The following is a 16,014-nucleotide window of genomic DNA, read 5'->3' on the forward strand; positions in this document are numbered from 1 at the left end:
GCGTTGCGGATCGACATCGTCGAGGTGGCCCCGCGGGACGGGCTGCAGAACGAGCAACGGGTGCTGCCGACGGAGGCCAAACTGGAGCTGATCGAGCGGGCCGCGCGCACCGGCGTCCGCCGGATCGAGGTGACGTCCTTCGTGCGCCCCGACCGCGTTCCGCAACTGGCCGACGCCGCCGAAGTCGCCTCCGCGCTGGCGGACCACGGGATCGGCTACAGCGCGCTGGTGCTGAACCTGCGCGGCTACGAGCGGGCGCTGGCCGCAGGCATCCGCGAGGTGACCACGCTGGTGCTCGCCAGTGACACCTTCAGCCGGCGCAACCAGGGCATGACCACCCAGGAGGCCGTCGAGGTGGTGCGCGAGATCCGGCGCCGCGGCCGGGCCGACGGAGTCCAGGTGGCCGTCACGATCGGAGCGTCGTTCGGCTGCCCGTTCGAGGGCGAGGTGCCCGAGCCGCGGTTCCGCGGCGTCGCTGCCGCCGTCGCCGATCTGGACGCCGACGAGGTCAGCCTCGCCGACACCATCGGCGTCGCCGTGCCCTCGGACATCGAGACGCGGTTCGGGATCCTGCGGGAGCTCGCACCGGCGGTGCCGATGCGGGTCCACCTGCACGACACGCGCAACACCGGCGTGGCCAACGCGGTCGCGGCGGTGCGCAGCGGTGTCCGGGCGCTGGACGCGAGCCTGGGTGGCATCGGCGGCTGCCCGTTCGCGCCCGGAGCGTCGGGCAACGTGGCGACCGAGGATGTCGTCTACACCCTGCACCGCATGGGTTTCGACACCGGGCTCGACCTCGGCGCGGCGATCGAGCACGCCGGCTGGGTGACCGGACAGCTCGGGGTGCCGGTGTCCGGGCGGCTCGCGCGGGTGGGCGGGTTCCCCCGGTGACCGTGCACGCGCTGCTCATCCCGGACGTCACCTGGCCCGAGTTGCTGGCCCGCGCCCGCCGGCTCGAAGAGATGGGCGTGGCGACGGTGTGGGTGGACGACCACGTGCTCAACCCCGCGCATCCGCACCGGCCGTGGCTGGACGCGTGGAGCGTGCTCCCGGCGCTCGCGGCGGCGACCTCCCGGGTCCGCCTGGGGCCGCTGGTGGCGAACGCGCTGCTGCGTCCGCCCGTGGTGCTGGCGCGGCACGCGCTGTCCGTCGACCACCTCTCCGGCGGCCGGCTCGACCTGGGCCTGGGATCGGGGTACGCGGCGGGCGACCGCGCGGCGGGGCGGGTCGCGGGCGGGTTCGCCGAGACGGTGGCGGCCGTCCACGGCGTACTCCGCGGACGGCCGGTGCTCGGCGGGTTTCCCGCGCTGGCACCGGTGGGGGAGCGGCCGGTGCCGTTGACGATCGCGGCCCACGGTCCGCGGGCGCTCGCGGTGGCGGCGGAGTACGGCGATCGCTGGGTGTCCTACGGCGGGTTCGGGCTGAGCGCGGCCGAGCACCTGGCGGTGACGCGGCGCCGCATCGGCCGGCTCGCTCGTGGCGGGCGTCCGGTGCGACGGATGCTTCTCGCGGGCAGCCCGGCGGTCACCGCGGAGCCGATCTGGTCGTCGGTGGCGGCGGTCGAGGACTTCACCGGGCGTTACCGCGAGGCGGGCATCGACGAGTTCGCCTTCCACTACCCGCCAGGTCCGATGTGGACGGACGCCAAGGCGGACCAGGTCTTCGAGGACTACGTCACCAGCTGATCGAGCTCGGCCCACAGCGCGTCCGGCACCGGCGTGCCGAGGAGCGCGGTGTTGTCCCGGACCTCTTCGGGCGAGCACATCCCGGTGACCACGGGGCCGACCGCGGGATGCCGTAACGGGAACTGCAGCGCGGTCTGGCGGAGTCGCACGCCGTGTCCGGCGCAGAGGCGGGCCATCGCCCGCACGCGCTCATGCACGTCCGGCGGCACCGGCCGGTAGAGGTAGCGTCCCTCGTCGCGGGCAAGCAGGCCGGAGTCGAACGGGGCGGCGGCCAGGACGGTGACCCCGGTGGCCGCGCACTCGTCGAGCAGGGCCGCGGCACCGCGCCGGGTGAGGCTCCAGGCGCCGGCGATCAGGACCACGTCGACGGCGCCGAGCCGGACGAGCGTGCGGGCGGCGTCCACCGAGGTCGTGCCCACGCCGACCGCGCCGACCTCGCTCATGTCGCGCAGGGCCGGGAAGGTTTCGCGCACGGCGAGGTCCAGGTGGTCGTCGGGGTCGTGGCCTCCGACCATGTCGAGGTGGTCGAGCCCGAGCCGGTGCAGGCTGGTGTGCACGGACGCGCGAAGGGCGGGCGCGGTGAAGTCGAAGAGCGGCTCGCGGCAGGGGCCCTCCGGTCTGCCGTAGCGGTCTTCGATCGCCATGCGCACGCGGCCCACTTTGGTCGACACCGTCACTTCGTGCCGGGGCCAGTCGCGCAGGGCCAGGGCGAGCAGTTCCTCGCCCGCGCCGTCGCCGTAGCTGGGTGCGGTGTCGAAGTGCCGGATGCCGCAGTCCCACCCCGCGGTCAGGGCCGCGACCGAGTCGTCCCGCGCGGCGAGGCCGCGGCCGCCGATGGGCCCGCAGCCGAAGGCGAGCGCGCTCACCCGATCCGCCGCAACTCGGCGTCGAACTCCCGGGCCCGCGCTGGAGTGGACCGGGCGGCGAAGCGCAGGGAGCGGACCAGCGATGTGGCCGTGGGGTCGGTGAGCCGGTGGATCATGCCGATGGCGTCTTCGGCGGGGCGCGCGAGGCCGGACCGCACGAGCGCCGCCGCGCCGAGCGCGGCGCTGAGCAGGAGCGAACGCGCGGGCGCGGCGCCGATCGCCGCGGGCAGCGACGACGTGAGCCCGAGCGCGAGGACGTCGGCCGCGTGCACGGAGACGGCCAGGTCGTCGGTCACGAACCCGAGCGTCGCCCCGGCCAGGATCGCGAGAGCGGCGGCGTCGCACTCCCCGCCGACGGTCGCGACCACGGGAAGCGCGACGGAGTCGAGCTGCCGTACGAAGTGCGCCCCGCCCGCCGGCAGGCCGCCGGAACCGTCGAGGTGGAGGACCGTCGTCCCGGGATCGCGCGTCAGGCCGCGCAGCGCCTTCGCGGCTTCGCTCCAGTCGGTCAGCTTCAGGGTTGCCACGTCGGGCACGGGATCCTCCTACCGTCCGGTGAACCGGGGCGCGCGTTTCTCCAGCAGGGCCGTGATGCCCTCGACGTGGTCGTCGCTGTCGAGGAGCAGGAGCAGCTGCTGCCGCTTGTAGTCCAGGGCCGCCGTCAGCGGCAGTTCGTCCGCCCGGCGCAGCGCCGCCCTTCGTGTGCGACCTCCGTCGCCGCCGCGACCACCCGCTCGGCGGGCACGATCCGGTGCACCAGGCCGCGGGCTTCGAAGGCGTCGACGGACCGGCCGGTGAGGACCACGCCTGCCGCGGTGTACCGGCCCGCCGCCCGCGCCCACCGCTGGGTGCTGCCCGCGCCGGGCACGAGTCCCAGCTTCACCTCCGGTTGCCCGAAGACCGCGGTGTCGGCGGCGACCACGAGATCGGCGACGAGCGCGAGCTCGCACCCACCGCCCAGCGCATACCCGGCGACGGCCGCGACGAGCACCGTCTCGAGCGTGCCGAACCGGCGCCAGCCGGCTCCCCGCGCCGAGGCCGCGTACTCGGTCGGCGAAATCTCCTTCAGCTGCCGGACATCGGCGCCCGAGGCGAACAGCGTGGTTCCGCCGGTGAGCACGATCGCCCGCACCGCGGGATCGGCGTCCAGCTCGTCGAGCGTGTCCGCGAGCGCCACCAGCATTCCGGTGGAGAGCGCGTTGCGGCTTTCCTGTGCCGCCAGCGTGACGACGGCGACCGTGCCCTGCCTGGTGACGGTGACCTTGATCCATGCGCCGTCCCTTGACTTCGGTGTGCCTTTTTTGTCAGCATCTACGTAGACGTTGATTGTGGCAAGGGTCCCGATCGACGACAGGAGTCGCCGCCGTGACAGTGCTGTGGAACCGACGCTGGACGACGAGGCCGCGCATTGGCGTGACCTCGCCCGCACGGTGGCGGCCGAGCGCTTCGCCCCGCTGGCCGGGGAACTGGACCGCGAGCAGCGCTACCCCGGCGAGCACATCGCGACCGTCGTCGAAACCGGCCTGTCCGGCATGCTGGTGCCCGCCGAATACGACGGCAGGGCACTGTCGATGACCGCCATCACCACGGTCATCGAGGAGATCTCGGCCGCGTGCGCGTCGACCGGGGCGCTCCTCGCCGCGCGCACCCTGGGCGCGGTGCCCGCGCGCCTTGCGGGCACCGAGGAGCAGCGCCGCGCTGTGCTCGGCGCGCTCACCGACGGCTCCGCGATCAGCTTCGCTCTCACGGAGGAGGGCGCGGGCAGCGACGCCGCCGCGATCCGCACCCGCGTGGAGGCCGACGGGGACGCCCACCGGCCGACCGGCGAGAAGATCTACATCGGCAACGGCGGTGTCTCCTCGCGCTACGTGGTGTTCGCCAAGACCGATCCCGGTGCGGACGCGCCCGGTGTCACCATCGACCGCATCGAGGACAAGATGGGGATCCGCGGAACCCGCACCAGCAACCTCGAACTCGACGGCGTGCGCGTCGCCGCCGGTGCCGTGCCGGGTGAGGTCGGCCGGGGCCTGAAGCTGGCGCTGCAGACGCTCGACCTGGGCCGGGTCTCGGTCGCGGCGCAGGGCCTGGGCATCGCGCACGCCGCCTACCGGCTGGCCGTCGCGGAGGCCACCGGGCGCCACGCGTTCGGCACACCGCTGATCGACAACCAGGGCATCGGGTTTCGGCTCGCCGACCTCGCGGTCGAGCTGTCCGCCGCGCGGATGCTGACCTACGAGGCGGCCCGCGCCTACGATGCCGGGCAGCCGGTGTCCGTGCCGGGTTCGATGGCGAAGCGCTACACGAGCGAAGTGGCGCACCGGGCGGTGGACCTCGCCGTGCGGGTCTTCGGCGGCGCGGGATTCCGCAAGCCGTGCCCGGCCGAGCGGCCCTACCGCGACCAGCGCGTGCTGGAGATCTACGAGGGCTCGTCGGAGATCCAGCGGCTGGTGCCGGCGCGCACGATCACCGCCGGGGCGTGACGATGCAGGTGCTCGTTCCCGTCGGCGGCCCGGCGGACGTGGCCTCGGGGGCGGCGGCCGGGCTGCTCGGTGACGCGTTCGTCACGGCCCGGGACGCCGTGCTGCGGCTCGAACCCGGTGGTGCGGTGCTGTTCCGCTGCGAACCGGGGGAGGACGCCCTGGTCGGTGCGATCACCTCGCTGTGCCGGACGCTGGCCCGCGAGGCGGCGCCGCGGGGTGTGCGGGTGAACGCGATCGTGGCCGGCCCGGAGGCCGACGTCGACGGGCTGATCGCGTTCCTGGGCAGCCCGGCCGCCGCGATGTGCACCGGCGCGGTGCTCGAAGCGGTCTGAAGTGGACACCCTCGTCGCCAGGGAGGCCTCGCGTGGACGCGTTGCTCGCCGGACGTGCTGTCGTCGTCACCGGTGCCGGCCGGGGGCTCGGCCGCGCCTACGCCCTCGACCTCGCCGCCCACGGCGCGTCGGTCGTGGTGAACGACATCGATGTCACCGAAGCCCGGGCGGTGACCCGCGAGATCGCGACGGCGGGCGGGGTCGCGGTCGCGGACGGGCACGACATCAGCGAACCGGCCGGCGCCCGCGCGCTCATCGCGCGGTGCACGGGTGAGTTCGGCCGGCTCGACGGCCTGGTGAACAACGCCGGCCTCTACCACGAGGCGCTGCCCTGGGAGGAGCGGCCGGAGGCGATCGGACGGGCGGTCTCGGTGAACGTGCTCGGCGCGCTGCTGTGCCAGGCGGAGGCGAGCGCGGTGATGCGGGCACACGGCGGCGGAGCGATCGTCAACGCCTCCTCCGGCGGCATGTTCGGCTTTCCCGGGGTGTCGACCTACGCCGCGACCAAGGGCCCGCTCGCGGCGCTCACGTTCAGTTCGGCGCTCGACCTCGAACACGCGGGCATCCGGGTGAACGCGATCTCCCCGAAGGCGCTCACGAGGATGACCGAGAACGCGCTCGGGCGCAGCCTCACCGCGTCCACAGAGGACCCACCACCGCTGGCCGGCATCGAGGACAACCTGCCGGAACGGGTGGCGCCGCTGGTGACGTTCCTGCTCAGCGATCTCGCCGGGGGCATCACCGGCCAGTTCTTCCGCTTCGACGGGCGGCGGATCTCCGTCGTCACCACGAGTGCGTTCGACGATCACCCGTCGCGGCAGCGCCCGGCTGGGACCCGCGGTCGATCGCGGAGGCGTTCGACGGCCGGCTCGGCGCGCACCTGCAGCCCTACGGCGTGGAGCGCAGGCGACCGCCGCGGCACCGTTCTCGGCGCCCGTGTTGAGGTGCGGACGGTGACGCTGCGGGAGCTCGACGGCGACCGGCTCGTCCCGGCACTCGTACCGGTGTGACGCGGTCACCCCCGGCGGGCGAGGCGCTGGGACAGCCGCGGCAGGCTTTCGGTGGTGGTGAGCGCGAACTCGGTGCAGATGGCGACCAGTTCGTCGCGGCCGCAGTCGAGCCCGCCGTCCAGCCACACCAGCACCAGCTCGGCGAACCCGCCGGTGAGGACCAGCGACACCGCCTGCAGGAGGCGTTCCCGCTCGCCGGGCAGGTCGACCAGATCCCGGATCTGCCCGACCATCGCCTCGGCCACGGCCCGCATCGCCGTGAACCGGCGGCGCATCAGCACCTCGCTGCCGTGCGCCTCGCTGAAGGTGACGCGGGCGCGGCGCGGGTCGTCGGTGAGGTCGGCGATCATCGTCGCGAGCGCGGCGTGGGTCTTCGCCGCCAGGTCGCCGGGTGCGGCGGCGACCGCGGCCAGCGTCCGGGTCAGGGCGGTTTCGACGATCTCGTCGTGCACAGCCGCCGCGAGGGCGTTCATGTCCTCGAAGCTCTCGTAGAAGAACCGGGGCCCGACGTGCGCCTCCTCGCACACCGCCCGCACCGTGGCCGCGGCCCAGCCCTGGGTGCCGATCACCTCGAGCGCGGCGTCCATCAGCCGCCGCCGTCGCTCGGCCCGCCGCTCACCCGCGGTGGCGCCCCGGTAGATCCCGCTCAGCGTGCGTGTCACCGGGCCAGTCTGTCACACCAATCGGGAAACGATTGTTTACGGATAACTGCGTTTCCTGTTATGGTCGGGCCATTCGCACCGTGGCGACGAGAGGCACGCGATCATGGCTGTGGCGCTCGCGGACAGGCTGGGATCGGCCCTCGGCCGGCTCAGCACCAACGCACCCTCACCGACCCGCCCGCTCGCCCTGCCGCCACCCGGCTCGGGGCTCCGCCCGGTCCCCGGCGACTACGGGCTCCCGTTCATCGGGCACACCCTGGACCGGCTCACCAACCTGCTGGACGCCTCCCGCGGCCGCTACGAGCGGTACGGCCCGGTGGAGTGGGGTGGCATGCTCGGCACCAAGATCGTCGGCGTGTACGGTCCGGAGGCGACCGAGGAGGTCGTGGCCAACCGCGACAAGGCGTTCGCCAACGGCGGTCTCTACGAATACCTGATCGGGCCGTTCTTCCACCGGGGCCTGCTCCTGCTCGACTTCGGCGAGCACCTGCACCACCGGCGGATCATGGCCAAGGCGTTCACCCGGCCCCGCCTGGCCGGCTACCTGGCCGCGATGAACCCGCGGATCGGGCGCACCCTCGACGGCTGGCGGCCCCGGCCCGGGTTCCGGGTCTACGACGCGGCGAAGCAGATGACGCTGGACATCGCGACCGAGGTGTTCGTCGGCGAGGTTCCCGGCCCGGAGCAGGCGAGGATCGAGAAGGCGTTCGTCGACGCCGTCCAGGGCGGACAGGCTCTCGTGCGCGCACCCGTGCCCGGTGGCCTGTGGGCGCGCGGGCTGCGGGGCCGCCGGGTGCTGGAGGACTACTTCTTCTCGCGGCTGCCCGCGCGGCGGGACGGCGACGGTGACGACCTGTTCAGTGTGCTGTGCCGCGCGGAGAGCGAGGACGGGCACCGGTTCACCGACGAGGACATCGTCAACCACATGATCTTCGTGCTGATGGCCGCCCACGACACGAGCACCATCACGCTCGCCATGATGACCTACTACCTCGGCAGGCACCCGGAGTGGCAGGACCGCGCGCGCGGCGAGTCGCTCGCGCTGGGCCGGGACGAGGTCGGCCACGACGACCTGGATCGTCTGTCCACACTGGACCTGGTGTTCAAGGAGACGTTGCGCATCAACGCCCCGGTGGGGGCGCTGTTCCGGCAGGCGGTCAAGGACACCGACATCCTGGGCTACTACATTCCGCGGGGCACCAGGATCGCCGTGAGCACCTACGCCTCGCACCGGATCGCGAAGTGGTGGCGCGACCCGGACCGCTTCGACCCGGGACGGTTCGCCGAGGGCCGCCGCGAGGACCAGACGCACAAGTACGCGTGGGCCCCCTTCGGCGGCGGCGCGCACAAGTGCATCGGGCAGTTCTTCGGCGCGATGGAGGTGAAGGCCGTCATGCACCGCATGCTGCGGCGGTTCCGGTGGAGCGTCCCGGACGGCTACGAACCCCCGATGCGCTACGGCACGGGCCCCATGCCCGCCGACGGCCTGCCGATCGACCTGCGCCCGCTGGCCGGATGACGGCATCGCGTGCGGCGCGGCTTATTCGCTAGGTGTACTTGGCCGCTCGGATGAGCTGCCGGGTGAGTGGGTCCAGAGCCGACAGTCGAGGCATGTTGTTGCGGGCCGGCACCCGCGATACTGTCCGGCACGCCCAGCTGCGCCCCCAGCCGGTCCGGGGCACGGCCAAGTACACCTAGGGCGGCCCCGCGGCGGTGAGCGCCTCGAGGACCTGCGGGCCCGCCAGCAGGGCCGGGTCGTTGTGGTCCGCGCCGGGCACCTCCACGGCCCGGCCCCGCGCCGCCGCGGCGACGGCCCGGCTCTGCTCCGGCGGCACGATCGTGTCGCCGGATCCGTAGACCACCGTGACCGGCGCGCGCACCTTGCCGACGAGGCCGGCGACGGGGAAGGTGTCCCGCAGCACCAGGCGCACCGGCAGGAACGGGTAGTGCCGCCGGGCGACCGCGGCGAGGTCGGTGAACGGTGAGCGCAGCACGAGCGCCGCCGGCGGGTGTTCGACGGCCAGTCCGGTCACCACGGCCGCCCCGAGGCTCTCCCCGAAGTACACCATCGGCACCCGGCTCTCGGCGGCGAGGAAGCCGCGGGCGGCGCGCACGTCCAGCGCGAGCCCCGCTTCGGTCGGCGAACCGGGGTTGCCGCCGTAGCCCCGGTAGTCCAGGAGCAGGGTGGACAGGCCGGCCGCGCGCAGGGCCCGCGCGAGGGGAGCGCGCAGCGAGCGGTTCCCGGCATTGCCGGGCGCCACCAGCACGGCCGCGCGCGCCGCGTCGGCGGGGAAGTACCAGGCCGTGAGGTCCAGGCCGTCGGCCGTGCGCAGGGTGACGTCCCGCCCGCCCGGCAGGACCTGCGCCGCGGGGGGCACCGGACCGGCGTCGCGCAGGTAGATGAGCCTGCGCTGGAACGCGAACGCGCCGCCGAACACCACGGCCACGATGATGACGACCACCGCGGCGCCGATCAACACCCGCCTGCGCACGTCCGCGACCTCACTCCCGGGCCGGCGGTCCGCCCACCCGCGCAGTGCGCCGGACATCGTGCCGCCGCGACACCCTACCGCGCTCGTGTCCGCGCATGGCCGCACCCCTTCACCGGGTCAAGGCCCCCAGGCTACCCCCGCACCCGCTCCAGGATCCGGTCCAGCGCGTGGCGCACCGCGTCGGGGACCCCGGCCTCGCGCAGGTCGGCGCGGAACTGTTCGTTCAGGCCGCCCGGTGTGGTGTGCTTCGACGTCATCACGTCCAGCGCGTCGGGCCGCTCGAGCAGCGACTCGCCCAGCCGGCCGAACACGTGCGTGACGAAGGCCGTCGCCGATTCGCGGTCCACGCCATGCCCGGTCAGCCAGTCCACAATGGTCGCCAGGTAGTCCAGGTGCGCGGAAAACGCCGCGGTGGCGCCGGTGAACGATTCCAGCGCGGACTCCGAGGCGGGGACGAGCACGCGGCCCACGCGGGTGAACAACGCCCGCGCCACCTCGCTCTCCGGGTACATCACCGTCAGGCTCTGGCGCCGCGCCGCCTGGGGGAGCGGGATCGACCGCACCACCTCACCGGCCGGCGCCGTCCACTCGCGCAACGACGACAGCGGCACCCCGGCGATCGCGCTGATCACCACGTGCTCCGGCCGGAAGGACAGCTCCTGGGCGACCTCCCGCGCCACCGGCACCCGCACCGCCAGCACGACCACGTCCGCCCGGTCGAGCACCTCCTGGTTGCTCGCGCACACCCGCACGTTCGGGAACCGCCCGGCCAGCGAGCGCCCGACCTCCCGGCCGCGTGGCGACAGGAACACCGCGGGCGGCTGCGCGACGCCCGCGCTGAGCCCCTCGACGACGGCGGCGCTGATCTCGCCCGCCCCCACGAACCCGTACGCGGTCATGGCCTTCCCCTCCGATCACGCGGCGCCGCCGGTTCCGCCGAGACGGACCACGCCACGGCCGCACCGGCCGGCACGACCAGGACGGGATCGGAGTGTAGTGGACCGTGCCCTCCCCGACCGGCGATCGCGCCGTCCTGGCCGGGACGTGACCTGCACCAATCGGCCGATCTTCGGAGAGCGCTTTCCCGCTCGCGGCCGGTTTGACCGGATCAGGTGAACCCGCAGGCCCGGCGTGCCGTGGCCGGTGATCACGGCCGTGTGGTAACGCGCTATGCTCGCGACCCCCACCGACGAGAACTCAACAAGGACACGACATGGAAACCGAGAGCGATCAGCAGGCGGCCTCGACGGACGTCCTCAGCAGCGCGGCCCATGCCGCCCGCTTGGTCTTGTTGAAAACCATGGAGGAGAAGGTCCGCTACGCCTGTGAGGCGCTGGTCCAGCCGTCGACATCGGACGTCCTGGCGTTCCTCATGACCTACGGCGTGGTCACCAACCCCAAACGCGAGCGTTCCGCCGTGGCCGCGCAGGTCGACAAGTGGCGCAAGGAGCGGGGCCTGGGTGACACCGGTGACCTGCCGCGCCTGTCGGTGGAGATGCTGACCGAACTGGACGAACGCCGCGCCGCGGAGAAGCAGGGCGCCGCGCCGGCCGAGTCGCCCGACGCCGGGGACGCCGCCACCGAGCCCGCCCCGGTGGCCGAGGCGAAGACGACGCCGATCGTCGTGGTCGCCGAGGACACCGACGAGGAGAAGCCGGCCACCGACGACAAACCCGCCCCGGTGGCCGAGGCCCCGGCGCCGGCGAAGCGCAAGTCTCCGGAGGGGTCGCGCGGCTTCTACCTGGTGGCGTTCATGTCGCTGCTGGTCTCGGTGGACACGTCGTGGCGGTTCTTCGGTGACAAGCTGGGCATCACCAACGTCTACGAGCGGGCCGCGATGTTCGCCGTGGTCGAGGTGGCCCTGATCGCGTGTGGTTTCGCCATGCGCGCCGGCATCCGCAGCGCGAACGGCAAGCCCGGCCCCGCCCGGCTGATCCTGTGGGCGCTGTGCGCGGCGTCCGGCTACATGGCCTTCGACCTCGCCGGACCGGTGTCCGGCCTGGCGCGGGTCACGCTGGGGCCGGTGCTCGGTGTGGTCATGCTGCACCTGGCGCTGGGGATCGAGCTGCGGCACTCGCGCACGCAGATCAGCACGTGGGCGCGGGTCAGCCGGGAGCTGAAGGAACGGTTCCTGTCCCGGCTCGGCCTGGGCGACGACGAGCGGGACGCGCTGGCCCGCACCCGTGACCGCGCCGCCCGGCGCGCCGCGCACCTGGCGCGCGCCTCGTGGTTCACCCCGTTCCGCAAGACGCGCCTCGACCGGGCCCTCCGCTCGGCGAACGTGGCGCACGACAACCGGATGCGCAGCCGGCTGATGGCGGAGCTGGCGGCCGTGCAGCACGCGGACGAACTCCGCAGGCTCGACCTGGCCTCGCCGTGGTCGGACTCGCTGACCAACAGCCTGAAGTTCCTCAAGCGCTGACCCAGGGGTTCCGGAAGAGGGCGGTCGCCACGTGCGGCCGCCCTCTTCTCTTGAAATGGACTACACCACCCTCCAACCACGGCCGTACCGGGGCGGATCACCTGGGAGGTGTTCGGCGCGCTGCCGCCCGTCAATCCGCGCTCGCTGGCACCGCCCTTGTCGTACCGGGGCTCAGCCGCGGGCGTGGGTGCGGGCCAGCGCGCGGTAGTTCGCGGCGTTGGCGCGGGTGGCGGCCTGCTCGTCCGGGGTGAGGGGCCGGCGGACCTTGGCGGGCAGGCCCGCGACGAGGGAGCCGGGCGGGATTTCGGTGCCTTCGAGCACGACCGCGCCGGCGGCGACGAGGCTGCCCGCGCCGATCTTCGCCCCGTTGAGGACGACCGCGCCCATCCCGATCAGGCAGTCGTCCTCGACGGTGCACCCGTGCAGCACCGCGCGGTGGCCGACGCTGACACCCGCGCCGATGGTGGCGGGGAAGCCGGGGTCGGCGTGGACGATCGTGCCGTCCTGGATGTTGGTGCCCTCCCCGACGGTGATGGTGTCCATGTCGCCGCGCAGCACGGCGGTGTACCAGACGCTGGCGCCGGCGCCGACGGTGACCGCGCCGGCGACCACCGCCCCCGGGGCGATCCAGGCGGCGGGATCGACGACGGGCTGCTTGCCGTCGACGGTGATGTGGTCGGTCATGGTGTCCTTTCGGCAGTCCGGTCTACCACCGTGGAGCCGAGGGTACCGATGGACGAGCCGAACGCCGACACGATCGCGACCGTGGAGCACGGCAGCCGCGCGGCCGGTACCGGTGAGCCCAGTGCCGCGGTCGCCTCCGCCGCACGCCGCCCCGGTTCGTCATCCGCCCGGACGCGGTAGCGGTGGTTCGCTGGACAATTTGCCCAGCGAATGCGGCGAAAGGCTCGTCAGATCGCACAAAATGATCAGCCGTGGTGGCGACACTTGCACAGCCCGGGCTCCGTTACGCACTCTTCCGCCATGCACCACGCTGATCTCCGCGAACTGCACCGGCTGATGCTGGTGGCGCGCCGGCTCGACGAAGAGGCCATCGCGCTGCAGCGGCAGGGCGTCCTCCCCGCCTACGCGCCGGCCAAGGGGCAGGAGGCCGCCCAGGTCGGCAGCGCCGCCGCGCTCGACCTGGCTCGCGACTTCGCCTTCCCCGGCTACCGCGACCTCGGTGCCGCCGTCGCGATGGGCGTCGACCTCGTCGCCTACCTCGCCACCCACCTCAACATCTGGCACGGCGGGCTGTACGACCCGCGGGCCTCCCGCCTCGCGCCGTTCAACGCGGTCGTCGGCGGGCCCGTCACCCACGCCGTCGGCTGGGCGATGGGCGCGACACTCGACGACACCGGCGGCGCCGCGATCACCTACTTCGGCGACGGGGCCAGCTCGCAGGGCGACGTCCACGAGGCCATGAACTTCGCCGGCGTCTACCGGCTGCCGGTGGTGTTCTTCTGCCAGAACAACGGATGGGCGATCTCGGTGCCCACCGGCCGCCAGGTGGCCGGCGGCTCGGTCGCCGCCCGCGCCGCCGGGTACGGCATCGAGGGCGTCCGCGTCGACGGCAACGACGTGACCGCGGTGTTCGAGGCGACCCGCACCGCACTGGACCGGGCGCGCGAGGGCGGCGGCCCGACCGTGATCGAGGCGATGACCTTCCGCATGGGCCCGCACTCCACATCGGACGATCCCGGTCGTTACCGCACCCTGGAGGAGGAACAGTCCTGGCGCGACCGCGATCCGCTGGTGCGCGCGGCCGCCCGGCTCACCGCCGGCGAGGTCGCCGCGGCCGAGGACCACGCCACCGAGGTCGTGCGCGAGGTCCGCGAGGGGTTGCTCGCGCTCGAGGCACCGCCCGCCGAGGAGCTGTTCTCGTTCGTCTACCGCGAGCCCACCAAGGCCCTGCTGGAGCAGCAGCGGACGTGGAAGGAGTCCCTCGATGCCTGAGCTGTCCCTGCAGCAGGCGCTCAACCTCGCGCTGCGGCACGCCTGCGAGGACGACGACCGGGTGCTGGTGTTCGGGCAGGACGTCGGCACGCTCGGCGGGGTGTTCCGGGTGACCGACGGCCTGCGCGACAAGTTCGGCGAGCACCGGGTGTTCGACACGCCGCTGGCCGAGTCGGCGATCATGGGCATGGCGGTCGGCCTCGCGATGCACGGCTTCCGGCCGGTGCCGGAGATCCAGTTCGACGGCTTCAGCTACCCGGCGATCGACCAGATCGTCAACCAGGTCGCGCGCATGCACTACCGCAGCCGCGGTGTGCTGACCATGCCGATCACGTTGCGGCTGCCCAGTTTCGGCGGCATCCGCGCGCCGGAGCACCACGGTGAAAGCCTGGAGGCGCTGTTCGCGCACGTGCCCGGCCTCAAGGTCGTCTCCCCGTCCTCGCCCCGCGAGGGCTACCACCTGCTGCGGCAGGCGATCGCCGACCCCGACCCGGTGGTCTTCCTGGAACCGAAGTCGCGGTACTGGCACCGGGAATCGTTCGACCCGACCGGGGACGCCGAGCTGATGCCGCCGGGCACCAGCCGGGTCGTGCGGGACGGACGGCACGCCACGCTCGTCGCGTGGGGCGCGATGGTCGCCCGCTGCCTGCAGGTCGCGGACCTCGCCGCGGAGGACGGGGTCGACCTGGAGGTCGTGGACCTGCGCTGGCTCAAGCCGATCGACGCCGACGGCCTGGCCGCGTCCGTCGCCCGGACCCGCCGCGCGGTGGTCGTGCACGAGGCGCCGCTGACCGCCGGGCTCGGCGCCGAAGTGTCCACGCTGATCACCGAACGCTGCTTCGACGACCTGCGCGCGCCGGTGCAGCGGGTCACCGGCTTCGACGTGCCCTACCCGTCCGGCGCGCTGGAGGACGAGTACCTGCCCAGCGCCGACCGCATCCTGACCGCTGTCCAGACCACTTTGGAGTATCGCCGTGGCTGACGTGACGTTCCCGCTGCCCGACCTCGGTGAGGGGCTGATCAGCGCGCGAGTGCTGGAATGGCTCGTGGCCGAGGGCGACTGGGTGGAGCGCAACGCGCCGCTGGTGGAACTGGAGACCACCAAGTCCGCGGTGGAGATCCCCTCGCCCCAGTCCGGCCGCGTCGCGCGCCTGCACGTGGGCGAGGACGAGGAACTCGGGGTGGGGGAGCCGCTCGTGACGTTCACCGTGTCCGACGAGCGGGCGGGGATCGTCGGCACCGTGCCCGAGGACGGGAAACCGCGCCGCCGCGTCCGCCTGACCCCGCCGGAGGACTGATCGTGTTCGCCATCGCCGGCGACGGCACCAAGATCTGGTACGAGCACGTGCCCGGGCCGCGGCCGGTCCTGCTGGTGCACGGCTTCGCGTCGGACAGCCACCGCACGTGGGAGCAGACCGGCTGGACCCGCGCCCTCGCCCCGCTCGGGTACCTGGCGCTCGACCTGCGGGGTCACGGGCAGAGCGGCAGGCCGACGTCGGGTTACTCACCCGGCGTTCTGGCCGCGGACGCGCTGGCCGTGCTGGACGAGGCCGCGGTGTCCACTGTGGATGCCGTGGCGTATTCGATGGGCGGTCTGGTCGCCTGGCAGCTGGCGCGGCTGGCTCCGGGGCGGATCGGACGGCTGGTCCTCGGGGGCATCGGCGGGCGCGCGGCCGGCCGGGCGGACCTCGCCGCGCTCGGGGGCCCGGGGCTCCAGGCGTGTGCCGAGGGGATGGCGGGACACGGCCTGGCGGGGGAGCCGCCGGTCCCGGTGCTGTTCGCGGCGGGGGACGACGACGAGATCGCCGCGGACGCGCCGGAGTTCGCCGCGTCCCTCGGTGCGCCGTTCGTGTCGCTGGGGCGGCGCAACCACTTCAACGCCGTGTCCAGCCGGGTGTTCAAGGAGGCTGCGCTGGAGTTCCTCGGCGCCGGTGCGCCCCCCGGACCTGATCGGCGATGACCAGGTCGGGGGCGTAGGTGATCTTGCGCTTCTCCTCCTCGCCCACGGCCCGGCGGAGCGGCAACCTGGAGAAGCGCTCCATCACCGACGCGGTGTCGGTGCCCGCGAGCCCCTGCCGCACGTCTACGGCCGCATCCCGGACGCGGCGG

General features: G+C 73.5%; 18 protein-coding genes. 11 read left to right on the top strand and 7 right to left on the bottom strand.

The genetic code is table 11. The annotated features are described in order from the left end of the window. Positions 1-3: 3 nt before the first annotated feature. Together FB470_RS25430 and FB470_RS25435 are read left to right on the top strand one after the other, a co-directional pair. Entirely contained in the window at positions 4-891 is an 888-nt protein-coding gene (locus FB470_RS25430; RefSeq protein ID WP_306995505.1) for a hydroxymethylglutaryl-CoA lyase, read from the top strand. Next, complete coding sequence (locus FB470_RS25435; RefSeq protein ID WP_306995507.1) at positions 888-1,685, top strand: LLM class flavin-dependent oxidoreductase; 798 nt, start codon at positions 888-890, stop codon at positions 1,683-1,685. The genes FB470_RS25430 and FB470_RS25435 overlap by 4 nt, the downstream gene beginning before the upstream one ends. On the opposite strand, the gene FB470_RS25440 is transcribed toward FB470_RS25435, so the two are convergent. From FB470_RS25440 to FB470_RS25450, 3 genes are all read right to left on the bottom strand, one after another. Further along, positions 1,670-2,551: an aldo/keto reductase gene (locus tag FB470_RS25440; protein ID WP_306995509.1), complete on the bottom strand. Its 882-nt coding sequence runs from the start codon at positions 2,549-2,551 to the stop codon at positions 1,670-1,672. The two genes, FB470_RS25435 and FB470_RS25440, sit on opposite strands and share 16 nt — an antisense overlap. Then, the gene (locus FB470_RS25445; protein WP_306995512.1) at positions 2,548-3,087 is read right to left on the bottom strand and encodes a hypothetical protein; all 540 of its coding nucleotides are present in this window, start codon (positions 3,085-3,087) and stop codon (positions 2,548-2,550) included. Before FB470_RS25445 ends, FB470_RS25440 begins: the two co-directional genes overlap by 4 nt. A 125-nt stretch (positions 3,088-3,212) precedes the next feature. Further along, the gene (locus FB470_RS25450; protein ID WP_306995514.1) at positions 3,213-3,980 is read right to left on the bottom strand and encodes an enoyl-CoA hydratase/isomerase family protein; all 768 of its coding nucleotides are present in this window, start codon (positions 3,978-3,980) and stop codon (positions 3,213-3,215) included. Between FB470_RS25450 and FB470_RS25455 the strand changes: the two genes are divergently transcribed. Genes FB470_RS25455 through FB470_RS25465 form a run of 3 tightly spaced genes read left to right on the top strand, consistent with a single transcriptional unit; the run spans position 3,928 to position 6,373 of the window. Next, the gene (locus FB470_RS25455; protein WP_306995516.1) at positions 3,928-5,031 is read left to right on the top strand and encodes an acyl-CoA dehydrogenase family protein; all 1,104 of its coding nucleotides are present in this window, start codon (positions 3,928-3,930) and stop codon (positions 5,029-5,031) included. The two genes, FB470_RS25450 and FB470_RS25455, sit on opposite strands and share 53 nt — an antisense overlap. A gap of 2 nt (positions 5,032-5,033) precedes the next feature. Next, positions 5,034-5,363 (top strand): Rossmann fold domain-containing protein, encoded by a 330-nt coding sequence (locus FB470_RS25460; protein ID WP_370876698.1) that lies wholly within the window; start codon positions 5,034-5,036, stop codon positions 5,361-5,363. A 32-nt stretch (positions 5,364-5,395) separates the two neighbouring features. Further along, positions 5,396-6,373, top strand: a complete 978-nt coding sequence (locus FB470_RS25465; RefSeq protein WP_306995519.1) for an SDR family NAD(P)-dependent oxidoreductase — start codon at positions 5,396-5,398, stop codon at positions 6,371-6,373. 5 nt (positions 6,374-6,378) lie between these two features. Here FB470_RS25465 and FB470_RS25470 read toward each other — a convergent pair whose 3' ends face one another. After that, on the bottom strand, positions 6,379-7,035 hold the full coding sequence (locus FB470_RS25470) for a TetR/AcrR family transcriptional regulator (protein WP_306995521.1): 657 nt from the start codon (positions 7,033-7,035) through the stop codon (positions 6,379-6,381). 103 nt (positions 7,036-7,138) lie between these two features. Here FB470_RS25470 and FB470_RS25475 point away from each other — a divergent pair, with 103 nt between their 5' ends. Beyond that, positions 7,139-8,554: a cytochrome P450 gene (locus FB470_RS25475; RefSeq protein ID WP_306995523.1), complete on the top strand. Its 1,416-nt coding sequence runs from the start codon at positions 7,139-7,141 to the stop codon at positions 8,552-8,554. A 175-nt stretch (positions 8,555-8,729) separates the two neighbouring features. Here the strand turns inward: FB470_RS25475 and FB470_RS25480 are convergent, their stop codons facing one another. Beyond that, positions 8,730-9,584: an alpha/beta hydrolase gene (locus tag FB470_RS25480; RefSeq protein WP_306995525.1), complete on the bottom strand. Its 855-nt coding sequence runs from the start codon at positions 9,582-9,584 to the stop codon at positions 8,730-8,732. Between the two features lie 74 nt (positions 9,585-9,658). Then, a complete protein-coding gene (locus tag FB470_RS25485; RefSeq protein WP_306995527.1) occupies positions 9,659-10,426 on the bottom strand; it encodes an NAD(P)-binding domain-containing protein in 768 nt (255 codons plus the stop codon). A 314-nt stretch (positions 10,427-10,740) separates the two neighbouring features. Here FB470_RS25485 and FB470_RS25490 point away from each other — a divergent pair, with 314 nt between their 5' ends. Further along, complete coding sequence (locus FB470_RS25490) at positions 10,741-11,949, top strand: hypothetical protein (protein WP_306995529.1); 1,209 nt, start codon at positions 10,741-10,743, stop codon at positions 11,947-11,949. Positions 11,950-12,120: 171 nt separating this feature from the next. Here the strand turns inward: FB470_RS25490 and FB470_RS25495 are convergent, their stop codons facing one another. Continuing rightward, positions 12,121-12,633 (bottom strand): gamma carbonic anhydrase family protein, encoded by a 513-nt coding sequence (locus tag FB470_RS25495; RefSeq protein WP_306995531.1) that lies wholly within the window; start codon positions 12,631-12,633, stop codon positions 12,121-12,123. Positions 12,634-12,933: 300 nt separating this feature from the next. On the opposite strand from FB470_RS25495, the gene FB470_RS25500 reads away from it, so the two are divergent. The 4 genes from FB470_RS25500 to FB470_RS25515 are packed head-to-tail and all read left to right on the top strand — an operon-like array spanning position 12,934 to position 15,865. After that, on the top strand, positions 12,934-13,905 hold the full coding sequence (locus FB470_RS25500) for a thiamine pyrophosphate-dependent enzyme (protein WP_306995533.1): 972 nt from the start codon (positions 12,934-12,936) through the stop codon (positions 13,903-13,905). Next, positions 13,898-14,887 carry an alpha-ketoacid dehydrogenase subunit beta gene (locus FB470_RS25505; RefSeq protein WP_306995535.1) on the top strand — a complete coding sequence of 330 codons (990 nt, stop codon included), beginning with the start codon at positions 13,898-13,900 and terminating at the stop codon, positions 14,885-14,887. Before FB470_RS25500 ends, FB470_RS25505 begins: the two co-directional genes overlap by 8 nt. Next, on the top strand, positions 14,880-15,203 hold the full coding sequence (locus FB470_RS25510) for a biotin/lipoyl-containing protein (RefSeq protein WP_306995536.1): 324 nt from the start codon (positions 14,880-14,882) through the stop codon (positions 15,201-15,203). The genes FB470_RS25505 and FB470_RS25510 overlap by 8 nt, the downstream gene beginning before the upstream one ends. A gap of 2 nt (positions 15,204-15,205) precedes the next feature. Further along, the gene (locus FB470_RS25515) at positions 15,206-15,865 is read left to right on the top strand and encodes an alpha/beta fold hydrolase (protein ID WP_306995537.1); all 660 of its coding nucleotides are present in this window, start codon (positions 15,206-15,208) and stop codon (positions 15,863-15,865) included. Positions 15,866-16,014 lie beyond the last annotated feature (149 nt).

The organism is Amycolatopsis thermophila, from assembly GCF_030814215.1.
Classification (GTDB): Bacteria; Actinomycetota; Actinomycetes; order Mycobacteriales; family Pseudonocardiaceae; genus Amycolatopsis_E; species Amycolatopsis_E thermophila.

Bases quoted from the DNA above. Each gene is read 5' to 3' on its own strand.
- FB470_RS25460 (WP_370876698.1), top strand. From the start codon at position 5,034: ATGCAGGTGCTCGTTCCCGTCGGCGGCCCGGCGGACGTGGCCTCGGGG.
- FB470_RS25475 (WP_306995523.1), top strand. From the start codon at position 7,139: ATGGCTGTGGCGCTCGCGGACAGGCTGGGATCGGCCCTCGGCCGGCTC.
- FB470_RS25480 (WP_306995525.1), bottom strand. From the start codon at position 9,584: ATGTCCGGCGCACTGCGCGGGTGGGCGGACCGCCGGCCCGGGAGTGAG.
- FB470_RS25485 (WP_306995527.1), bottom strand. From the start codon at position 10,426: ATGACCGCGTACGGGTTCGTGGGGGCGGGCGAGATCAGCGCCGCCGTC.
- FB470_RS25490 (WP_306995529.1), top strand. From the start codon at position 10,741: ATGGAAACCGAGAGCGATCAGCAGGCGGCCTCGACGGACGTCCTCAGC.
- FB470_RS25495 (WP_306995531.1), bottom strand. From the start codon at position 12,633: ATGACCGACCACATCACCGTCGACGGCAAGCAGCCCGTCGTCGATCCC.
- FB470_RS25500 (WP_306995533.1), top strand. From the start codon at position 12,934: ATGCACCACGCTGATCTCCGCGAACTGCACCGGCTGATGCTGGTGGCG.
- FB470_RS25505 (WP_306995535.1), top strand. From the start codon at position 13,898: ATGCCTGAGCTGTCCCTGCAGCAGGCGCTCAACCTCGCGCTGCGGCAC.